The 18641-nt window shown below is 63.4% G+C and carries 16 protein-coding genes; 11 read left to right on the forward strand and 5 right to left on the reverse strand.

Annotated elements, in window-relative coordinates; translation table 11 throughout:
- From JaAD80_RS18505 to JaAD80_RS18530, 6 genes are all read left to right on the forward strand, one after another.
- Window positions 1-1338, forward strand: a 1338-nt coding sequence (locus JaAD80_RS18505; RefSeq protein WP_102296182.1) for a Do family serine endopeptidase, incomplete at its 5' end; no start/stop codon positions are given.
- Between the two features lie 97 nt (window positions 1339-1435).
- Window positions 1436-2095, forward strand: a complete 660-nt coding sequence (locus JaAD80_RS18510) for a response regulator transcription factor (RefSeq protein WP_071322464.1) — start codon at window positions 1436-1438, stop codon at window positions 2093-2095.
- A 2-nt stretch (window positions 2096-2097) separates the two neighbouring features.
- Window positions 2098-3432: an ATP-binding protein gene (locus JaAD80_RS18515; protein WP_102296183.1), complete on the forward strand. Its 1335-nt coding sequence runs from the start codon at window positions 2098-2100 to the stop codon at window positions 3430-3432.
- Between the two features lie 94 nt (window positions 3433-3526).
- On the forward strand, window positions 3527-4681 hold the full coding sequence (gene coaD, locus JaAD80_RS18520; protein ID WP_102296185.1) for a pantetheine-phosphate adenylyltransferase: 1155 nt from the start codon (window positions 3527-3529) through the stop codon (window positions 4679-4681).
- Window positions 4682-4862: 181 nt separating this feature from the next.
- Window positions 4863-5246 carry a DUF5071 domain-containing protein gene (locus JaAD80_RS18525; protein ID WP_102296187.1) on the forward strand — a complete coding sequence of 128 codons (384 nt, stop codon included), beginning with the start codon at window positions 4863-4865 and terminating at the stop codon, window positions 5244-5246.
- A 63-nt stretch (window positions 5247-5309) separates the two neighbouring features.
- The gene (locus tag JaAD80_RS18530; protein WP_219726850.1) at window positions 5310-5810 is read left to right on the forward strand and encodes a hypothetical protein; all 501 of its coding nucleotides are present in this window, start codon (window positions 5310-5312) and stop codon (window positions 5808-5810) included.
- Window positions 5811-5873: 63 nt separating this feature from the next.
- On the opposite strand, the gene JaAD80_RS18535 is transcribed toward JaAD80_RS18530, so the two are convergent.
- Window positions 5874-8276 (reverse strand): TonB-dependent siderophore receptor, encoded by a 2403-nt coding sequence (locus tag JaAD80_RS18535; RefSeq protein WP_102296189.1) that lies wholly within the window; start codon window positions 8274-8276, stop codon window positions 5874-5876.
- Window positions 8277-8453: 177 nt separating this feature from the next.
- A complete protein-coding gene (locus JaAD80_RS18540) occupies window positions 8454-9239 on the reverse strand; it encodes a PhzF family phenazine biosynthesis protein (protein WP_102296190.1) in 786 nt (261 codons plus the stop codon).
- Window positions 9240-9336: 97 nt separating this feature from the next.
- On the opposite strand from JaAD80_RS18540, the gene JaAD80_RS18545 reads away from it, so the two are divergent.
- Together JaAD80_RS18545 and JaAD80_RS18550 are read left to right on the forward strand one after the other, a co-directional pair.
- Window positions 9337-12483 carry an error-prone DNA polymerase gene (locus tag JaAD80_RS18545; RefSeq protein WP_102296192.1) on the forward strand — a complete coding sequence of 1049 codons (3147 nt, stop codon included), beginning with the start codon at window positions 9337-9339 and terminating at the stop codon, window positions 12481-12483.
- A gap of 39 nt (window positions 12484-12522) precedes the next feature.
- Window positions 12523-12999: a GNAT family N-acetyltransferase gene (locus tag JaAD80_RS18550; protein WP_258003077.1), complete on the forward strand. Its 477-nt coding sequence runs from the start codon at window positions 12523-12525 to the stop codon at window positions 12997-12999.
- A 23-nt stretch (window positions 13000-13022) separates the two neighbouring features.
- Here JaAD80_RS18550 and JaAD80_RS18555 read toward each other — a convergent pair whose 3' ends face one another.
- The 3 genes from JaAD80_RS18555 to JaAD80_RS18565 all read right to left on the reverse strand — a co-directional run bounded on the left by JaAD80_RS18555 (window position 13023) and on the right by JaAD80_RS18565 (window position 16024).
- Window positions 13023-13487 (reverse strand): hypothetical protein, encoded by a 465-nt coding sequence (locus JaAD80_RS18555; RefSeq protein ID WP_102296194.1) that lies wholly within the window; start codon window positions 13485-13487, stop codon window positions 13023-13025.
- Window positions 13488-13623: 136 nt separating this feature from the next.
- The gene (locus JaAD80_RS18560) at window positions 13624-15033 is read right to left on the reverse strand and encodes an FAD-binding oxidoreductase (RefSeq protein WP_258003078.1); all 1410 of its coding nucleotides are present in this window, start codon (window positions 15031-15033) and stop codon (window positions 13624-13626) included.
- Window positions 15034-15055: 22 nt separating this feature from the next.
- Window positions 15056-16024, reverse strand: a complete 969-nt coding sequence (locus tag JaAD80_RS18565; RefSeq protein ID WP_102296196.1) for an IS1595 family transposase — start codon at window positions 16022-16024, stop codon at window positions 15056-15058.
- 285 nt (window positions 16025-16309) lie between these two features.
- Between JaAD80_RS18565 and JaAD80_RS18570 the strand changes: the two genes are divergently transcribed.
- The 3 genes from JaAD80_RS18570 (at window position 16310) to exbD (ending at window position 18583) form a co-directional block, all read left to right on the forward strand.
- Window positions 16310-17257, forward strand: coding sequence for a ChaN family lipoprotein (locus JaAD80_RS18570; protein WP_102296197.1), 948 nt, complete (start codon window positions 16310-16312; stop codon window positions 17255-17257).
- Between the two features lie 231 nt (window positions 17258-17488).
- A complete protein-coding gene (gene exbB, locus JaAD80_RS18575) occupies window positions 17489-18154 on the forward strand; it encodes a tonB-system energizer ExbB (protein WP_308410622.1) in 666 nt (221 codons plus the stop codon).
- Between the two features lie 3 nt (window positions 18155-18157).
- Window positions 18158-18583 carry a TonB system transport protein ExbD gene (exbD, locus tag JaAD80_RS18580; protein WP_102296199.1) on the forward strand — a complete coding sequence of 142 codons (426 nt, stop codon included), beginning with the start codon at window positions 18158-18160 and terminating at the stop codon, window positions 18581-18583.
- The last annotated feature ends 58 nt before the right edge of the window (window positions 18584-18641 follow it).

Consider the following 18641-nt stretch of genomic DNA (forward strand, 5'->3'; position numbering starts at 1 on the left):
GCCGCGCCACTGGTGGCCTTGCCCGACTTCAGCCAGATCGCCGCGCGCAACAGCCCGGCCGTCGTCAACATCAGCGTCACGGGCAGCACCAAGGTGGCCTACGACCCATCGGCCCAGGCTGGCAACGATGACTTCGGCAACGATCCCTTCTTCGAATTCTTCCGCCGCTTCCAGGGTCCGCAAGGCGGGCAGCGCGGCGGCCGCGACGTGCCTACGCACGGCCTCGGCTCCGGCTTCATCGTCAGTCCCGACGGCATCATCATGACCAACGCCCACGTGGTGCGCGATGCGCGTGAAGTGACCGTCAAGCTGAACGACCGCCGCGAATTCCGCGCCAAGGTGCTGGGCACCGATCCGAAGACCGATATCGCCGTCTTGAAGATCGACGCCAACAACCTGCCCATCGTGCCGCTCGGCCATTCGAGCGACCTGAAAGTGGGCGAGTGGGTGCTGGCCATCGGTTCGCCGTATGGCTTCGACAGCACCGTGACGGCCGGCGTGGTCAGCGCCAAGGGCCGTTCCCTGCCGGACGACAGCAATGTGCCGTTCATCCAGACGGATGTGGCGGTGAACCCAGGCAACTCGGGCGGCCCACTGTTCAACACGCGCGGCGAAGTGGTGGGCATCAATTCGCAGATCTACAGCCAGACGGGCGGCTTCCAGGGCCTGTCGTTTGCCATCCCGATCGATCTGGCCGGCCGTATCAAGGACCAGATCGTGGCCACGGGCAAGGCCAGCCACGCCAAGCTGGGCGTGACGGTGCAGGAAGTCAACCAGGGCTTTGCCGACTCGTTCAAGCTGGCCACGCCGGAAGGTGCGCTGGTGGCCAACGTCGAACGGGGCAGCCCGGCCGACAAGGCGGGCCTGAAGTCCGGCGACGTGGTGCGCAAGGTGAATGGCCAGCGCATCATCGCCTCGGCCGACTTGCCGGCGCTGGTGGGCACTTCCTTGCCTGGCGATAAAATCAGCATGGATGTCTGGCGTGATGGCAAGATCGTCAGCCTGTCGGCAACCTTGGGCAATGCCGCCGACAAGGTGGCCGAAGTGGCGAAAAGCGATGGCGCCGCCGGCAAGGTAAAACTGGGACTGGCCCTGCGTCCGTTACAATCGGATGAAAAACGCGAGGCGGGCATCAGTGCCGGCCTGCTGGTGGAAGACGCGGGCGGCGCGGCGGCGAATGCCGGAGTGCAGCCGGGCGACGTGTTATTGTCGGTGAACGGCCGTCCCGTCAACACCGTCGAGCAAGTGCGCGACGTGGTGGAAAAATCCGCCAAGTCGGTGGCCTTGCTGATCCAGCGGGGACCGGACAAGATTTTCATTCCCGTGCGTTTGGGTTAATGAAGAAGCAAACCCAAGGCCAGATGCTGGGGTCGAACCCTCAGGGGTCGACCCCGGTTTTTCGCCTTTGGGGTGAAAAATAGAACAAGGAGCAGCCATGCGGCTATTGCTGGTAGAAGACGATACGATGATCGGCGAGGTGGTGCTCGATCTGCTGCGCGCCGAGCATTACGCGGTGGACTGGGTCAAGGACGGCGACATGGCCGATACGGCCCTGCAGACGCAGACCTACGACCTGGTGCTGCTGGATCTGGGCTTGCCGCGCAAGGATGGCCTTGACGTGCTGCGCTCGATGCGCTTGCGCAAACTCGACACGCCGGTGCTGGTGGCCACGGCGCGCGACGCCGTCGAGCAGCGCATCGCCGGCCTGGACGCGGGCGCCGACGATTATGTGCTGAAACCGTATGACCTCGACGAACTGCTGGCGCGCATCCGTGCCCTGCTGCGGCGCGCCTCGGGGCGGCCGGAACCGATTTTCGAACACCAGGGCGTGTCCATCAATCCGCTGACGCGCGAAGTGATCGCCGACGGCCATCCGGTCAACCTGTCGGCGCGCGAATGGGCCGTGCTGGAAGCCTTGATCGCGCGTCCCGGCATCGTGCTGTCGCGCGCGCAGCTGGAAGAAAAGCTGTACAGCTGGAAGGATGAAGTCAACAGCAATGCGGTGGAAGTGTATATCCACGGCTTGCGCAAGAAGCTGGGCAGCGACCTGATCCAGAACGTGCGCGGCCTCGGCTACATGGTGCCCAAGGCATGAGGATGAAGGTCACGGTGACGCACTCGCTGCGCGGCCGCCTGCTGTGGTTTTTGCTGGCGGCCATCATCATGGCGGCCCTGGCGCAAGCCTCGATCGCCTACCGCAGCGCCTTGTACGACGCCGACCAGATTTTTGACTATCACATGCAGCAGATGGCCCTGTCGCTGCGCTCCGGCGCGCCGCTGGCCAACCATGCGCAAGCCTTGCCGGCCGACCCCGTCAACAACGACATGGTGGTGCAGGTGTGGACGCCGGACGGCGTGCAGGTCTTCCGTTCGATCACGCGCGCGGAACTGCCGCAGCGCGCCGTGCTGGGCTTTTCGAATGTAAAAGCCAACGGCACCACCTACCGCATCTTTTCCGTGCAAACCAGTTCCCAGACCGTGCAGATCGCCCAGGACATGGCCGTGCGCAAGCGCATGGCCGGCAGCCTGGCGCTGCGCACGGTGGGGCCGATCGCGCTGATGGCGCCTATCCTGATGCTGGTGGTGTGGTGGGTGGTCAGCGGGTCGCTGGCGCCCGTCTCGCGCGTGCGCAAGCAGGTGGCGGCACGCCAGGCGGACGATTTGTCGCCCGTCTCGGAAGCGGGCCTGCCCGACGAAGTGCGGCCGCTGGTGCATGAATTGAACCTGCTGTTCGGGCGCGTCAAGACGGCGTTCGACGCGCAGCAGCATTTCGTCGCCGACGCCGCGCATGAACTGCGCACGCCGCTGGCGGCACTGAAACTGCAGGTGCTGAGCCTGGAGCGGGCCGAATCGGAAGAAAAGCGCAGCCTGGCAATCAGTCGCGTCAGCGCCGGCATCGAGCGGGCCACGCGCCTGGTCGAGCAGCTGCTGGTGCTGGCGCGTCAGGAAGCCAGCGCCGCCAGCGGCGACCAGCTGCAGGCGGTGGACTTGAACGATGTCGTCAAGCGCGCGCTGGGCGACATGGCCGGCATCGCGCAGGCACGCAAGATCGACCTGGGCCTGCATCACATGGACCCCGCCAAGGTGGCCGGCCAGGCCGACGCGCTCAACATCATGCTGCGCAACCTGGTCGACAACGCCATCAAGTACACGCCGCAGGGAGGCACGGTGGATATCGACCTGCGTGCCACGCCTGTCGGCGTGACCTTGTCGGTGGAAGACAGCGGCCCCGGCATCCCGCCCGAGGAGCGCGAGCGCGTCTTCAGCCGCTTCTACCGCGTGCCCGGCACGGACGCCAACGGCAGCGGTCTGGGCCTGGCCATCATCAAGGCCATCGCCGAGCGCCATGGCGCGCGCCTGGTGCTGGACAAATCCGAGCGCCTGGGCGGCCTGTGCGTGCGCGTGGAATTCCCGCAAGCCGTGAAAAAATAATGTTTTGATCACAATCTTTGGCATGTTGCATTGACGCGCGCGCCGCTGGCCTATATTGTCTGCGCAATAAGCATTCAAGCAAACGGAGCGCAGCATGCAGAAGATCGGCTTTTCAGGCACCCTCGACCCCATCACCAACGGCCATATGTGGGTGATCGGCGAAGCGCGTTCGCTCGCCGACGAGGTGATTGTTTTCCTGTCGCAAAACCCCGCCAAGAAGCCGCAGTTTCCCGCCGAGGACCGCAAGCGCATCATCGAGCAGAGCGCGCGCGAGTGCGGCTGGGACAATGTGCAGGTGGTCATCGTCAAGGGCGACTACACGGCGCGCGCGGCGAAAAAGCATGGCTGCGACTACCTGATCCGCGGCATCCGCACGACGGCTGATTTCGACTATGAAAACCTGATCCAGCAAACCAATGTGGACGTGCTGCAGGGCGCCAAGACCATCTTCGTCATGCCGCCGCGCGACCTCGGCTCCGTCAGCTCCAGCTTCGTCAAGGCGCTGGAAGGACCGGTCGGCTGGAACTGGACCATGAAGAAATTCGTCCCCGGCCCCGCCTACCAGGCGTGGATACTCGACTGCCTGCGCAAGGAGTGGGAAGCGCTGTGGAATTACGCCACCGCGTCCGAAGCCGACATCACGCTGTTTGACCACTGGTTCGCGCACCTGACGGGGCCGCAGGCGTATGGCGGCAGCGACCGCCACTATCACAACCTCGACCATCTGGTGCATGGCCTGTCCGAGATCCGCGTGTGGGCCGACAATACCTATGCGCCCAAACGCGACAGCGCACTGGTGAAAAAGGCGTTCTGGTTTCACGACGCCGTCTACAGCCACGACGAAGATGCGCTGTATTCCAGCGAAGAGGCGAGTGCGCAGCTGTGGCTGGCCAGCGGCCTCGACGCGGGCGACAACCTTGATGTGGCGCAACTGATACGCGCCACCGACCACTTCCAGGGACCCGGCATCAGCCACGCGCTGAAGGATGCCATGCTCAGCGCCGACCTGGCCATCCTGGGCCAGGATGACGAAGTCTACCAAGCCTACACGCAAGCGATCGGCCGTGAATACGCGCATGTGGACGCCGTGCGCTTCAATCAGCAGCGTGGCCTGGCCCTGCGTCACCTGTGCGGCAAGGCGCAGGCAGGGCAGCTGTTTGGCGATGCGTACTTTGCCAACCAGTACAACGAGCGGGCGATCGAGAACATGCAGAAGGAAATCGCGGCGCTGGCGGGGTGCGAAGTCTAAACAAGGGCAAACGCTGTGGAGGATGCCTGCTGGCAGAAGGGTTCAAGCCAGCGGAAAGAAGCCGGGGTCAGACCCGCCGGGTCTGACCCCGGATCTTGCCCAGTTCTTGCTGTTGGGCTGACATCAAATTGCGCTGTTGGCAGGTGCGTGGCGCTTGCCAGCCAGGAACCGACACATCACTATGAAGACTGCCCTGCAGCCACTGCTGCCGCGTGACAAACATGATACCGATACGGCCGCGGCGCTTGTCGCGCTGGGCTGGCAACAGGTGGAATGTGTCGCGCCACAGATGCTGGAATGGATGCAAGACAGCAACTGGCCCGTTGCCGCTGTCTTGCGTCCCTTTCTGGCGGCGCAGGGCGCCCGTCTTGCGCTCCAGGTCAAGCCGATTTTCGCCACCGCTGACGATGTGTGGAAGTATTTCATCCTGGCCGGCATCGTGCGCCAGTCGCCGGAACTGGCCTCCGCCCTCGGCGCTGAACTTGCACGCATGGCCGGTAGCCCGACAGCCGGCGAACGGCTGGAAGGCGTGGCGGCGCAAGCGCAGGAAATTTTGGCGGGCTGACAGCGATTACCTGCCACGGCCACGCGCCGGTATTGCAATGAATAAATGACAGGTATTTTTAGTATGGATAAAGAACTGCGCCAGCTACTGGACGATCACATGCATGACGTGCCCAGGCTTTACCAACTGGCAGGCGTCACACCGGCCACCATCCAGCGCCATATTCTTGACGGGATGGCGGCCACGATTGCCGAATCTGATTGGGAGGCCCAGTACACCTTGCTCGCGATGGCCAGGACGGTCGCGCATCCGGAGGCCAAGGCTGATCTGCTCGGCAATCTGCTGCTCATGCCTGGCCACGCAGTGCACCAGGAAGTCACGCGCGAGATGCAAGACCTGGCCAGCCCGTCGAGCGTGGCCTGCATTCGAGCCGTGCTGGAAGGCGGTTTTGATTTCCTCGAATACACGTGTTCTGAAGATGAGGTCATTGCGAAATGGTTCAGCCATGCGCTGGCCAGCATCGGCACGCCGGAAGCCATCGACCTTATCAGGGAGTTCGCGGCCTCGGACAATGCCGGTATCGCCGGTGAAATGCGCTACCGTCTTGCGCGGCTCGGTTGCTGAGCCTTGACAATAACAGCGGCTGCCCGCATTGGCGCAGCCGCTGTTGTCATGCCATAGGCAGGATCAGAATTTCACCCACAGCCGGCCAAAGTACGAGGCGCCATTCAGGCCGAACTGCACGCTGTCGTATTTGAAACCGTTGTCCGTTTCATCCGCGTTTTGCGTGGTGGGCTTGACGTTGAAGATGTTGTTGCCGCCAAAGGTCAGCTTGGTGTTCTTGCTGATGCTGTAGGTGAAGCTCAGGTCGGCGGACGTCTTGGCCTTGTAGCGGGCGTTCGGTACGCCTTCGGCCGTGCCGCTGAAGGTGCCCAGGGTTTGCGGGCCGAAATAGATGATGCGCAAGTCCGATTCCAGCTTGCCCGTGATGTAGTCGAAGCCGACGGTGGCTTTGGCGCGCGGGCCGCCCTGTTCGATGAACAGGCGTTCGCGCTCGGACAGCAGCACGTCTTCATAGCCTTGCAGCGAGTCCGGCGTCTTGACTTTCGTCACTTCCGTTTTGCTCAGGTTCAAGGCCAGGAAGGTGTTCAGGCGGTTGCCGGCCAGCTCGCCCTTGTGCGACGCCGTCAGATCCAGGCCACGCGTGCGCGTGTCGATGGAGTTGACGAAAAATTGCGCTTCGCCCACGCCGAGCGTGGCCAGGCGCGCCGCCAGGTCCGGATAGTTGTCGGCATTGAAGCGGCCCGACAGCACGATGCGGTCCTTGATCTTGATGTTGTACAGGTCGGCCGTGACGGAGATGGCTTGCGTCGGCGTCCAGGTGGTGCCAAAAGTAAAACTGGTGGATTTTTCTTCTTTCAGCTTGGGAATGCCGGCCGCGTTGGCGACGGCGCCGCCATTCGGCGCCAGCACCACGTCGGTGGGTACGCCGCCGATGAAGTCGGTGAAGGTGGATGAGAAATACACTTGCTGCAGCGATGGCGCGCGGAAACCGGTGCTGGCCGAACCGCGCAGCAGCACGTTCGGCGCCACTTTATAGCTGGCGGCCAGCTTGCCCGTGACGGTGGAGCCGAAATCGCTGAATTTTTCATAGCGCAGGGCGGCCTGGGTTTTCAGGCGCTCCGTCCAGTCCAGTTCCACGTCGCCATACGCGGCGATGCTGTGGCGTTTGGCCTTGGTGGCGTCGCCGGGCTGGAAGCCGGGGAAGCCCTGGCTGCCCGCGTTGCCGCCCACGCCGACGCCGTCGGCGTCGATGTAGGAGCCTGCTTCGCCGGCCATGATCTTGTATTCCTCGCTGCGGTATTCGGCGCCGAAGGCCACGTTTATGCCGCGCATCACCGTATCGTAATAGCGGCTGAAATCGGCATTGCTGGTCAGCTGCTGGAACGAGAAGCCGCCCGCGTCATAGCTGCTGGCGCTGACGCCCTTGCCGCCGTTCATCAGGTCGAGGTTGGCGATGGAGGCGTTCAGGGTATGGCTGATGTCATAGCGCATCTTGTTGTAGCCATAGGTTTGCGAGAAATCCGCATGCCATTCGCCGATCTGGCTGCGGTGGCCGATGGTGGTGTACTGGTCATCGATCTTGCCATTGATGAAAGGTACGAAGCCGTCCGGATACATGGCGGCCGAATTGCGCGATGGAATGTCATCGCTGCCGATGCCGCCCCGGCCGAATGCGGCGCTGGACGCGTCGCGCGTTTGCGCGCCCGCCGTGAAGTACAGCTTGCCCGTGCCGCTGGTGGCGTAGTCGCCATTCACGTACAGGGTTTTGTTCTTGGACTTGGTGTCGCCGATGATGCGCATGCTGTCCGCGTCGGCCCGGTTCGAGCGGCCCCGGTCCAGGTATTCGCCGGTAATCGCAAGGGTGCCCTTGTCGCCCAGCGCGATGCCGCAGTAGGCGGAGGTCAGGTAATTCTTGCCGTCGCCTGCCGAATACTGGCTGTAGCCGGCCGCCGCTTCGCAGCCCAGGCTTTTCTTCAGTTCGATGTCGATCACGCCGGCAATGGCGTCCGAGCCGTACTGGGCGGCGGCGCCGTCGCGCAGCACTTGCACGTTCTTGATCGCCAGCAAGGGAATCGCATTCATGTCCGTGCCCGTATTGCCGCGGTTGCGTGCGCCGAACAGGTTGACGAGGGCCGTTGTGTGGCGCCGCTTGCCGTTCACCAGCACCAGGGTCTGGTCGGAGCCGAGTCCGCGCAGGGCGGCCGAATCGATCAGGTCGGCACCATCGGCGCCCGTTTGGCGCGTGGAGTTGAACGAGGGCGAAATGTATTGCAGCGATTGCGCCAGGTCGAACTGGCCGCCTTGCTCTGCCACCTTGGAAATGGGGATGATGTCGACGGGCACCATGGTGTCCGTGGCGGAACTGGCGACACGGCGCGAACCGACCACGCTGACCGTTTGCACGGGGCCTTCCGTGGCCACGGGGTCGTTGCTCTGCGCCATGGCGGCGGGGCTGAAGGCGGCCACGGCGGCGCTGCCGTACAGGCTGGCAAGGACTGCTTTACGCAAGGTGGTGAGTGTCGGCACGCAGTATCTCCAAGTGGCTGATGAGCAAGATTCGTGACTTGATTCTAGTGCCATCATTTCATCATCCACCAGCGATACTTTGTTTTGTTATTACAAATTTGCCGTAACTGTTGTTTCCTGGTTGATTATCTTTTGCTCAATGGATGGCTTGCCTCGCGCTGGTGCGCGCTGCCCCGTTCAGGTGCTGCCCTGCACCATACCGCCCACGCGGATTTCCCCGCGGCTGTATTGCACTTCGATCAGACACGGTTGTTGCGTCACATGGCCCTGGTGCAGGCTCAATGAGCGTTGCAGATGCCATGCCAGCGCCCCTGCCGCCACGCCCGTGGCGCTGTCTTCCTGCGCCGGGTCGAGGTGGTTAAAATTGCGCCCTTCGTAGGTGTTGTTGCCCGTGCGGCAATACGCATAGCAGCCGCTGACCTGGTGCAGGGCGCTCCAGTCGGCGATCAATTCCAGGTTCGGCCGCAGCGCGCGCAAGGTGGTGCGGTCGGCCACTTCCAGCAGCAGCTTCGGGCTGCCGACGGAAGCGACCACGGGGGGCGACAGCAACTGCATGTGCTGGCCCATCAGTTCCGACGGCACATATTTTTCCACCGTGACGGCAGGCGCCGGCTGCGGCGCCAGGCTGATGAACAGTCCCTCCGCGCTGCGCAGCAGTTGCAGGGCTTGCCCGCGCATGGCGGTGGTGACCGTCAAGGTGGCCGGCGCACCGGGCGGCGTCAGCAGCACATGCGCGGCCGCCAGGGTGGCGTGCAGGCACAGCGGGCTGCGCGTGTGCGGATAAAAATAGTCGAGCACCACCATGCCATCCGCCTGGCGGTCGATGAAGACACAGGCGCTGACCTGGCGTTCACGCGCGAAGCGCTGGCGCTCCGCTTCGCTGCCGCCGTCGTTTTCCACGACCAGCGCGGCATTGCCGCCGCCGGGTTCGGCGCCGAAACATTTCAGGAGATGGACGATCATGGTGGCTAGCGTGCAAGGTAAAACATGAGCATAACTGAGAAGTCCCATTCCAGATGAGTATAATGTACTGTGTTTATATACAGTATTGAGGTAGATCATGTGGGGCGCCGTCTTACCCGAGTATGCTGAGTTGTACTGTCTGAGCAACTTCAGCTTTTTGCATGGGGCCTCGCATGCGCAGGAACTGGTGGCGCGTGCCGTCCAGCTGGGCTATCGGGCGCTGGCCATCACGGACGAGTGTTCACTGGCGGGCGTGGTGCGTGCCCATGCGGTGGCCAAGCGGGCCGATTTTCCGCTGATTATCGGCGCGCATTTTCATTTGACGCAGGCCGATGGCCGCCCGGCGCTGTCCCTGCTGGCGCTGGTGCAGAACCGTGAAGGCTATGGCAACTTGTCGGAGCTGATCACCATGGCGCGCACGCGGGCGGCCAAGGGACGTTATTTGCTGACGCCGGACGATTTCACCGCGCCATCGTCCGAGTTTGCCCATTTGCGGGGCTTGCCCGGCTGCCTGATGATCTTGCTGCCCAGCTATCCGGCCCAGCCGGAGACGCTGGGCGCACAGGCGCGGTGGATGGCGGCCACCTTTGGCAGTGCGCGCAGCTGGGTGGGATTGAATCTGTTGCAGCGGGCACAGGATGACGCGCACCGCGGCGCCGTGCAGGAAGCGGCGCAGGCGCAGGGCTTGCCTGTGGTGGCCGTGGGTCACGTGTGCATGCACGTGCGCTCGCGCAAACCACTGCTCGACACCCTGTGCGCCATTCGCGTGGGGAAACCGGTGGGTGAGTGCGGTTATGCGCTGGCGCAAAACGCGGAGCAGCACCTGCGTGCGCGGCTGCGCCTGGCCAATGTGTACCCGCCGCAGGCGCTGGCGCAAACCCTGCGCATCGCGGATATGTGCAATTTTTCGCTCGATAGCTTGCGCTATGACTACCCCGACGAACTGGTGCCGGATAGCCACACGCCAGCGACTTATTTGCGGCAGGAAACGTATGCGGGCGCGCGCGTGCGTTTTCCGCTGGGCATACCCGCCAATGTGCAGGAGCAGATCGAACAGGAACTGGCGCTGATCGCCGAGCTGTCGTATGAAGCGTACTTTTTGACTGTGTATGACATCGTGCGTTTTGCGCGTTCGCAAAACATCCTGTGCCAGGGCAGGGGTTCGGCCGCCAATTCGGCCGTCTGCTATTGCCTGGGCATCACGGAAGTGGACCCGGCGCGCGGCAATTCGCTGGTCGGGCGCTTCATGTCGCGCGAGCGCAACGAGCCGCCCGATATCGACGTCGACTTCGAGCACCAGCGGCGCGAGGAAGTGATTCAATATATCTACGCCAAATATGGCCGGCGCCGCGCCGCGCTGGCGGCTGTGGTGATCAGCTACCGGCCGAAAAGCGCCTTGCGCGACAGTGGCCGGGCGCTGGGGATCGACCTGGCCATCGTGGAAAAGGTCTGCAAGGCGCACCACTGGTTCGACGGCAAGCGCGATCTGCTGAACCGCCTGGCCGAATGCGGACTCGACCCGGAAGCGGAGCTGTCGCAGCAGTGGGCCAGCCTGGCGCAGCAGTTGCTGGGCTTTCCCCGCCACCTGTCGCAGCATCCGGGCGGTTTCGTCATTGCGCAGGGCAAGCTTTCTCGCCTTGTGCCCATCGAAAACGCCACCATGGCCGAACGCAGCGTCATCGAGTGGGACAAGGACGACCTGGAAGAACTGGGCCTGATGAAGGTCGACGTGCTGGCGCTGGGCATGCTGTCGGCCCTGCGCCGCGCCCTGGAACTGGTCAGTGCGCGGCGCGGCGAGGAATTCCGCCTGCAGGATATTCCCGCGGAAGACCGCGCCACCTACGACATGATGTGCCAGGCCGACACCATCGGCGTGTTCCAGATCGAATCGCGTGCGCAGATGAGCATGCTGCCCCGGCTGCGTCCGCGTGAATTCTACGACCTCGTCATCGAGGTGGCGCTGGTGCGCCCCGGTCCCATCCAGGGCGGCATGGTGCATCCGTATTTGCAGCGGCGGCAGAAAAAGGAGCCTGTCGACTATCCAAAGGGGCTGGAAAAGGCGCTGGGGCGCACCCTGGGCATCCCGATTTTCCAGGAACAAGTGATGCAGGTCGCCATCATCGCCGCCGATTTCACGCCCGGCGAAGCGGACCAGTTGCGGCGCGCCATGGCGGCCTGGAAACGCAAGGGCGGCATGAATAATTACAAGGAACGCATTGTCGAAACGATGGTCAAAAATCAGTATGAGCGAAAGTTTGCCGACGCCATCTTCAGCCAGATCGAAGGCTTTGGCGAATACGGTTTTCCCGAATCGCATGCGGCCAGTTTCGCGCTGCTGACGTATGCCAGTTCCTGGCTGAAATGCCACGAGCCGGCCGCCTTCTTGTGCGCCTTGCTGAATAGCCAGCCCATGGGTTTTTACAGTCCATCGCAACTGGTGCAGGATGCGCGCCGGCATGGCGTGCAGGTGCTGCCTGTCGATGTGGCCGCCAGCGGCTGGGAGGCGGCGCTGGAAGAAGCGGCAGAGCAGGGCGCTGCGCCCGTCGTGCGCCTGGGCTTGAACAGCCTGTATGGCATGCGCGTCGAGGCGGCCCGGCGCATCGAGGATGCGCGCGCCATCGCCGCCTTTGTCGATGTGGCCGACCTGGCGCGGCGTGGCGGCCTGGACCGCCATGACTTGCAGGTGCTGGCGGCAGGCAATGCCCTGCATAAGCTGGCCGGCAACCGCCGCGAAGCGCTGTGGCAGGCTGCCGGCGCCGTGCCCGAGAAGGATTTGCTGCGCGCCACCACGCACGAGGAAGACATGCCCGTGCTGGCCGCGCCCACGGAAGGCGAGAGCATCGTCAGCGACTACCGCGCGCAAGGCCTGACCCTGGGACGCCATCCGCTGGCGCTGCTGCGCAAGCAGTTGCTGGCGCAGCGCTTCCTGCCCGCCTCCACGCTGAGCTGCTATACCAACGGGCAAGTGGCGCGCGCCTGCGGCATCGTCACCGTGCGCCAGCGTCCGGGCACGGCCAAGGGCGTGGTCTTCATGACCCTGGAAGACGAGACGGGCACCGTGAATGTCATCGTCTGGCCCGACCTCGTGGAAAGCCAGCGGCGCGAGGTGCTGAGCGCGCCGCTGCTGGGCGTCTACGGCGTGTGGCAGCAGGAAGGCATCGTGCGCAACCTGGTGGCCAAGCGCCTGGTCGACATGTCGCATTTGCTGGGACGCTTGCGCACCAGCAGCCGTGATTTCTGTTGAGGGTTGTATGGATGGCGAATGGCATGGCATGATTTACGCATGACAACCTTGCCCGAACCAACATTGCGTCCCGCCCTGGTCGCCGACGCGCCCGCCATCGTCGCCCTGATCGACGACCTGATGCCTTTTTTGACCTTGCACCCCGATGGCGCGGGGGCGGAAACGTTCATCGAGCACTGCCGCCAGCCAGCCATCGAAAACTATCTGTCGCTGCCCAATTACGCCTACCAGCTCGCGCATATCGATGGCGAGCTGGCCGGCGTGGTGGCCATGCGCGACAACACGCATCTGTTCCACATGTTCGTGCCGCGCGCCCTGCACCGGCGCGGCATGGCGCGCCGGCTGTGGCAGGCGGCGCGCGATGCGTCCCTGGCCAAGGGCGAAGTGACGGCGTTTACCGTCAATTCCTCGGCGTATGCCTTGCCCCTGTATCAAAGCCTGGGCTTTGTTGCCACGGGGCCTCGGGTGGAAACGGGCGGCATCGCTTTCGTGCCGATGCGCATGGCGCTAGATTAAATGCTCACCCCGGAACGGGGGAGTCAGAGGCCCGGTGCGCGCCGTGCATCGTCCCTTGCTTCCATCAATAGCCCGCGCTTTTGCAGAATGATTCTGCAAACAAGGAATGCTATTGCCGAACTGAACATGGTAGCCGCAAGGAACAGTGTGCGGCCATCCTGCCCCTGGTAGTATCGAAATAAATGGCTGGATCCGCATACAAGACCGCTGACGCCAAACAGCAATAACGGTTTTACATCGGCGATGAAGTTCGCATAGGTGCCGGGGCCGCACTTTGCATCCACTTTGGTGGCCAGCGAAGGCACCTGAAATGGATATCCGCTTATTTTCCAGGCGAACAGGGCAGTCAACAGGACTTGTGCCAGTAAAAGCCAGTAATCCCGTGATAAATCAAAACCTTGAAACAGCTTGTCCGGGAATGTATAGACGGAATAATAGGTAATACTGAACAACCAGATAGCGGCCGCAATGGTTTTTGAGATTGTCATCGTTGATACTGAAGGGAATTGACTTAATGCTAAGCGCGCCACATTACACCATTAAGTGGTTTGAGCCAAGCGATGAAAAACAAGGGCGCGCCAGCCTGGCTAAGCCCCTACCATGTGTTTGACATGCTTTACACAATTACCAGCGCACGATCTTTCCCGGATTCATGATGTTCTTCGGATCCAGCGCATGCTTGACGGCGCGCATGGTGTCGATGGCGTCTGCACCATGTTCTTCCACCAGGAAAGCCATCTTGTGCATGCCCACGCCATGCTCGCCCGTGCAGGTGCCGTCCATGCCGATGGCGCGCGTGACCATGTCGCTGTTGACCTTTTCCGCGCGGGCGATGTCGGCCGGGTCGTCGGGATCGACCAGCATCTGCACGTGGAAGTTGCCATCGCCTACATGGCCGATGATGGCGTAGACCAGGCCCTGCGCTTCGCAGTCGGCCTGGGTGGCAAGGATGCATTCGGCCAGGCGCGAAATCGGCACGCAGCAATCGGTGGAAATGGCGCGGCTGCCCGGGCGCATCTGCAGCAGGGCGAAATACGCGTTGTGGCGCGCAGCCCACAGGCGCGAGCGCTCTTCCGGGCGGCTGGCCCATTCGAAATCGCTGGCACCGTGTTCCGCCGTAATGGCTTGCACCAGCTGCGCCTGCTCGGCCACGCCGGCCGGCGTGCCGTGGAATTCAAACAGTAACAAGGGTTGTTCCGGCAGCGCCATCTTGTCGTAGGCATTGATGGCTTTCACGCCGTTCTCATCGAGGAACTCGACCCGCGCCACGGGAATACCCATCTGGATGGTCTGGATCACGGCATTGACGGCCTCGCCCGTGCCGGGGAATGAGCACACGGCGGCCGAGATCGCTTCTGGCAGCGGATACAGTTTCACCGTCACTTCCGTGATGATGCCAAGCGTCCCTTCGCTGCCGACGAACAAGCGCGTCAGGTCGTAGCCGGCCGAGGATTTTTTCGCCCGCGTGCCCGTCTTGATGATGCGGCCATCGGCTGTCACCAGCGTCAGGGCCAGCACGTTTTCGCGCATGGTGCCGTAGCGCACGGCGTTGGTGCCCGAGGCGCGCGTGGCCGCCATGCCGCCCAGGGAGGCATTGGCGCCCGGGTCGATGGGGAAGAACAGGCCCGTGTCACGGATTTCCTCGTTGAGCTGCTTGCGCGTCACGCCGGCCTGCACGGTGGCTGTCAAGTCTTCACTATGCACGGCTACCATGGCGTTCATTTGCGACAGGTCAATCGTCACGCCGCCATGCAGGGCCAGCACGTGGCCTTCGAGCGAGGTGCCGCTGCCGTAGGCGATGATGGGCACGTCGTGCGCGCTGCACAGCTTGACGGCGGCGGCCACTTCCTCTGTGGAATGGGCAAAGATGACGGCGTCCGGCAGCATGGGGGGATAGCTCGACTCGTCGCGGCCATGGTGTTCGCGCATGGCTTGCGTCATGGAAAAGCGGTCGGCAAAGATCAGGGAAAGTACGGCAGCAAGTGATTCTGGCAGCGGTTTTTTCAGTGCCGCCAACTGGTCAGTATGGTTCACGCATGTCCTCCGTTTTTTTTGGCTATGTCCTCGTCAGGTGTGGGAAATCACCGAGCGTGGCTTTCAGCAATGATTCCGGGGAGCGGATGCGCCTGGCATCGAGTATCCAGCGCCAGCCCAGGTAATGGTGCAGGTAGCGCGTCGCCACGCCATGAAACGGACGCAGCCATTGCCTGAGACGGCTGTGATAGGCGTTGACGTTCTGCACGTGGGCCGCGCCCCGCACGCGCATGCCGGCACGCAGATTGACGGCCTGATGGCTGATGCCCGCCTCGCGGGCAAAAGCGGCATAGGCCGCATGGCCATCCGTAACCAGCAGCACATCCTGGTCCATGACGGGCGGCAAACAGCGATGCAGCTGCGCCTTCGTCAAGGCCCCCATGCCGGTGACGAAATCGAGGGTTTGTCCCGTGCGGTCGCGCGCCACCAGGATGCAGACTTGTTCATGCGACATGCCGCGCAAAGTCGCGTGGCCTCCGCGGCGGCGTGCCGGACGCGTCATCGTGCGCGCGCCCTTTTGCGATTCCAGCACATACAACTCGTCGGCCTCGGCAATGCCATGCAGGCAGTGCGGCCGGTCCGTTTTTGCCAGGCTTAAAAACCGGTGGCGCCAGCGAAACGTGGTGTTGCGGTGCAGGCCCAGTCGGCTGGCCGCCCGGCGCACCGAGACCGAGTCGAGCAGGCAGTCGGCATATTCCAGCCAGTGCGCCTTGTGGCGCAGGCGCGCCAGCGGCGTGCCCGTCAAGGCATTGAAGGTGCGGCCGCAGGGCACGCAACGGTAGCGCTGCAAACCGTGCGCATGGCCATGCCGGTGCACATGCGCCGAATGGCAGGCTGGGCAGGCCAGGCGCTGGCGCGCCACGTCCTCGATCAGGGTGATGGCTGCCTGCTGCGGCGCGTTGCCACGCAGCAGGGTAATGCCGGCCTGACGCTGGCGTGCGCTCAGGCAGGAAAACTGCGCGATAAAGATCGTCCATTCGGCTGACAACATGATCGGCTCCGTGCATGGTGAATATGCAGAGTCAGACCACGCGAACACAGGAAGATTCCGGCCTTCCCCCCACTTGCCGATGACAGAGCCTTTTTTTTATTCTACTCTGCGCCCGGCGATTGCACCGGCGTTGCCTGCGTTGATTTTTTACCAGTTGTAAAAAAATCTTCTCACTTCGTCGTGTACTGGTTGTAAATGAGAATCATTTCTATTAAAATGCCCGGCTGAGTATTTTTGCAACAACAAGCGCTTTGACCTGAAGCGTTGACCCGAAAGGCCATGCCCATGAAATTTCCCCTGTCCCTTGCCGCCGTGCTGCCCGCCTGCGTGCTGGCGCTGAGCGCCTGCAACAGCGTCTCACCTGCCACAGGCGCCGCCACTGGTGCCGCCACCACGACGGCCGTGCCGGCCAGCGCGCAAGATGTGCGCCAGCTGGGCGAGATCGTCGACCTGCGCAGCGGCCAGCGCGTGACTGCCGAGCAATTGCTGGTCCAGCTGGCCGGCGCGCCGCGCGTGATCATCGGCGAGCAGCATGACCAGCTCAGCCATCACCAGATCGAGCAATGGCTGCTGCAGCAGCTGCAGGCCCAGCGTCCGCAAGGCAGCGTGCTGCTGGAAATGCTGAACCCGGACCAGCAAGCCAAGGTCGACAAGGTCAAGCCATGGCTGCAGACGGACCCCGTGGTGCGTCCCGAACACGTGGCCGAGCTGCTGGCCTGGCAGCGCAACTGGAAGTGGGAGCAATATGGCGACCTGGTCATGACCGTGATGCGCGCGCCGTACCCTGTCTGGTCGGCCAACCTGGACCGCAGCGAAATCAAGCAACTATTTGTCGACAAGCCGGCCGTGCAGGGCAAGCATTCGAACCTGGCCAACGATGGCAAGGTGCATGCCAAGCTGAAAGACATCATCCGCGTCATGCACGACAACCAGATCGACGAGCCGCGCCTGGACGCCATGCTGTCGGTGCAGCAGCAGCGCGACCGACGCATGGCCGAGCGCCTGCTGGCCGCACCCGCGCCTGCCGTGCTGATCGCTGGCGCCTACCATGCGCACAAGGATCTGGGCGTGCCGCTGCACGTGCAGGACCTGACGGGCGGCCCGGCGCCGCTGGTGCTGGTGCTGGCGCAGCAGGGCGCCACCGTCGCCGCGCCGCAGGCGGACTTCGTGTGGTTCACCCCGCCAGTAGCATCTGCCGCAGCCGCCGCCGAAGCAGCCGTCAGCGCCCAGTAATTCGCCAGACCTCCGCCGGGCGTTCAGCCCGGCACTCTCCCCCAGCAAGCTCCTCCACAGCAGCCAGGTAGTTCGTCCGATTTTTTTGCATGCGCGTGCGCGCCGTTGGCGCAGCCATGCCTGTTGATTGTTGAAGCTTCCATGCCTATCCACCATCTCAAAGCCGCCGCTGGCGGCGTGTTTTTTTTCCTTTTCCATGCCGGCGCGCAAGCATCCGCATTGCCGCATGACATGTCACCACTGGGCATGTTTTTCGCTGCCGACCAGGTCGTCAAAAGCGTGCTCGTCGGTTTATTGATCGCCGCGCTGGCCACCTGGGTGGTCTTGCTGGTAAAGGGCGCCAGCCTGTTGAAGGCGCGGCGCGCGGCAACGCACGCCGTCGCCATGCTGAAGTCGGCCACGTCCTTGCAGGACGCGGCAGCGAAAGTGCAGGGCGCAGGCGGCACGGCGCTGGCGCGGCAGCTGCTTGACGACGTGCAGCAGGAACTGCGCCTGTCGCACGCCAGCGCGCCGGCGGCGGCCCTCAAGGAGCGGGCCGGTTTTCGCCAGGAACAATTGATCGGGCAGCAGGTGCGCGGTATGACGCAAGGCGTAGGCTTGCTGGCCAGCATCGGCGCCGTGGCGCCGTTCGTCGGCCTGTTCGGCACCGTGTGGGGCATCATGAACAGCTTTATCGGCATCGCCGTCAGCCAGAGCACGAATTTGGCGACAGTCGCGCCCGGCATCGCGGAAGCCTTGCTGGCCACGGCGCTGGGCCTGGTGGCGGCGATTCCCGCCGTCGTCATCTATAACGTCCTCAGCCGTGGTATCAACCAGTACAAGGCGCAGCTGCGCGCCGCCTCGGCGCAGGTGCTGCTGATGCTCAGCCGCGACCTCGACACGCGCGGGCAGGCTTGAGCCATGGCCAGCCTTTTTCCTGCATCGGACGATGACACGGCCGACATGCCTGAGCTGAGCGAGATCAATGTCACGCCCTTCATCGACGTGATGCTGGTGTTGTTGATCATCTTCATGGTGGTCTCGCCGCTGGCCACCGTCGACCTGAAGATCGACTTGCCGGCCGCCACCGCCAAGCCCGAACCGCGCCCCGACAAACCGCTGTTTGTTTCCCTGAAGGCCGACCATAGCCTGTACCTGGGCGAGGCGCCCGTGGCGCGCGAGCAGCTGGGCAGCCTGCTCGACGCACAGACGGGCGGCGACCGCCAGCGCACCCTGTTTTTCCAGGCCGACAAGCAGGCCGCGTATGAAGACGTGCTGGGCGTGATGGATACCCTGCGCCAGGCCGGTTACCTGAGAGTGGGCCTGGTGGGCCGGGAGGGGGGATGAATCAGCGTCCCCTCTTGAACTGGGGCATCGCCACTTCGCTGGTGGCAGCCACGGCGCT

This window comes from Janthinobacterium sp. AD80, assembly GCF_002878455.1.
Classification (GTDB): Bacteria; Pseudomonadota; Gammaproteobacteria; order Burkholderiales; family Burkholderiaceae_D; genus Janthinobacterium.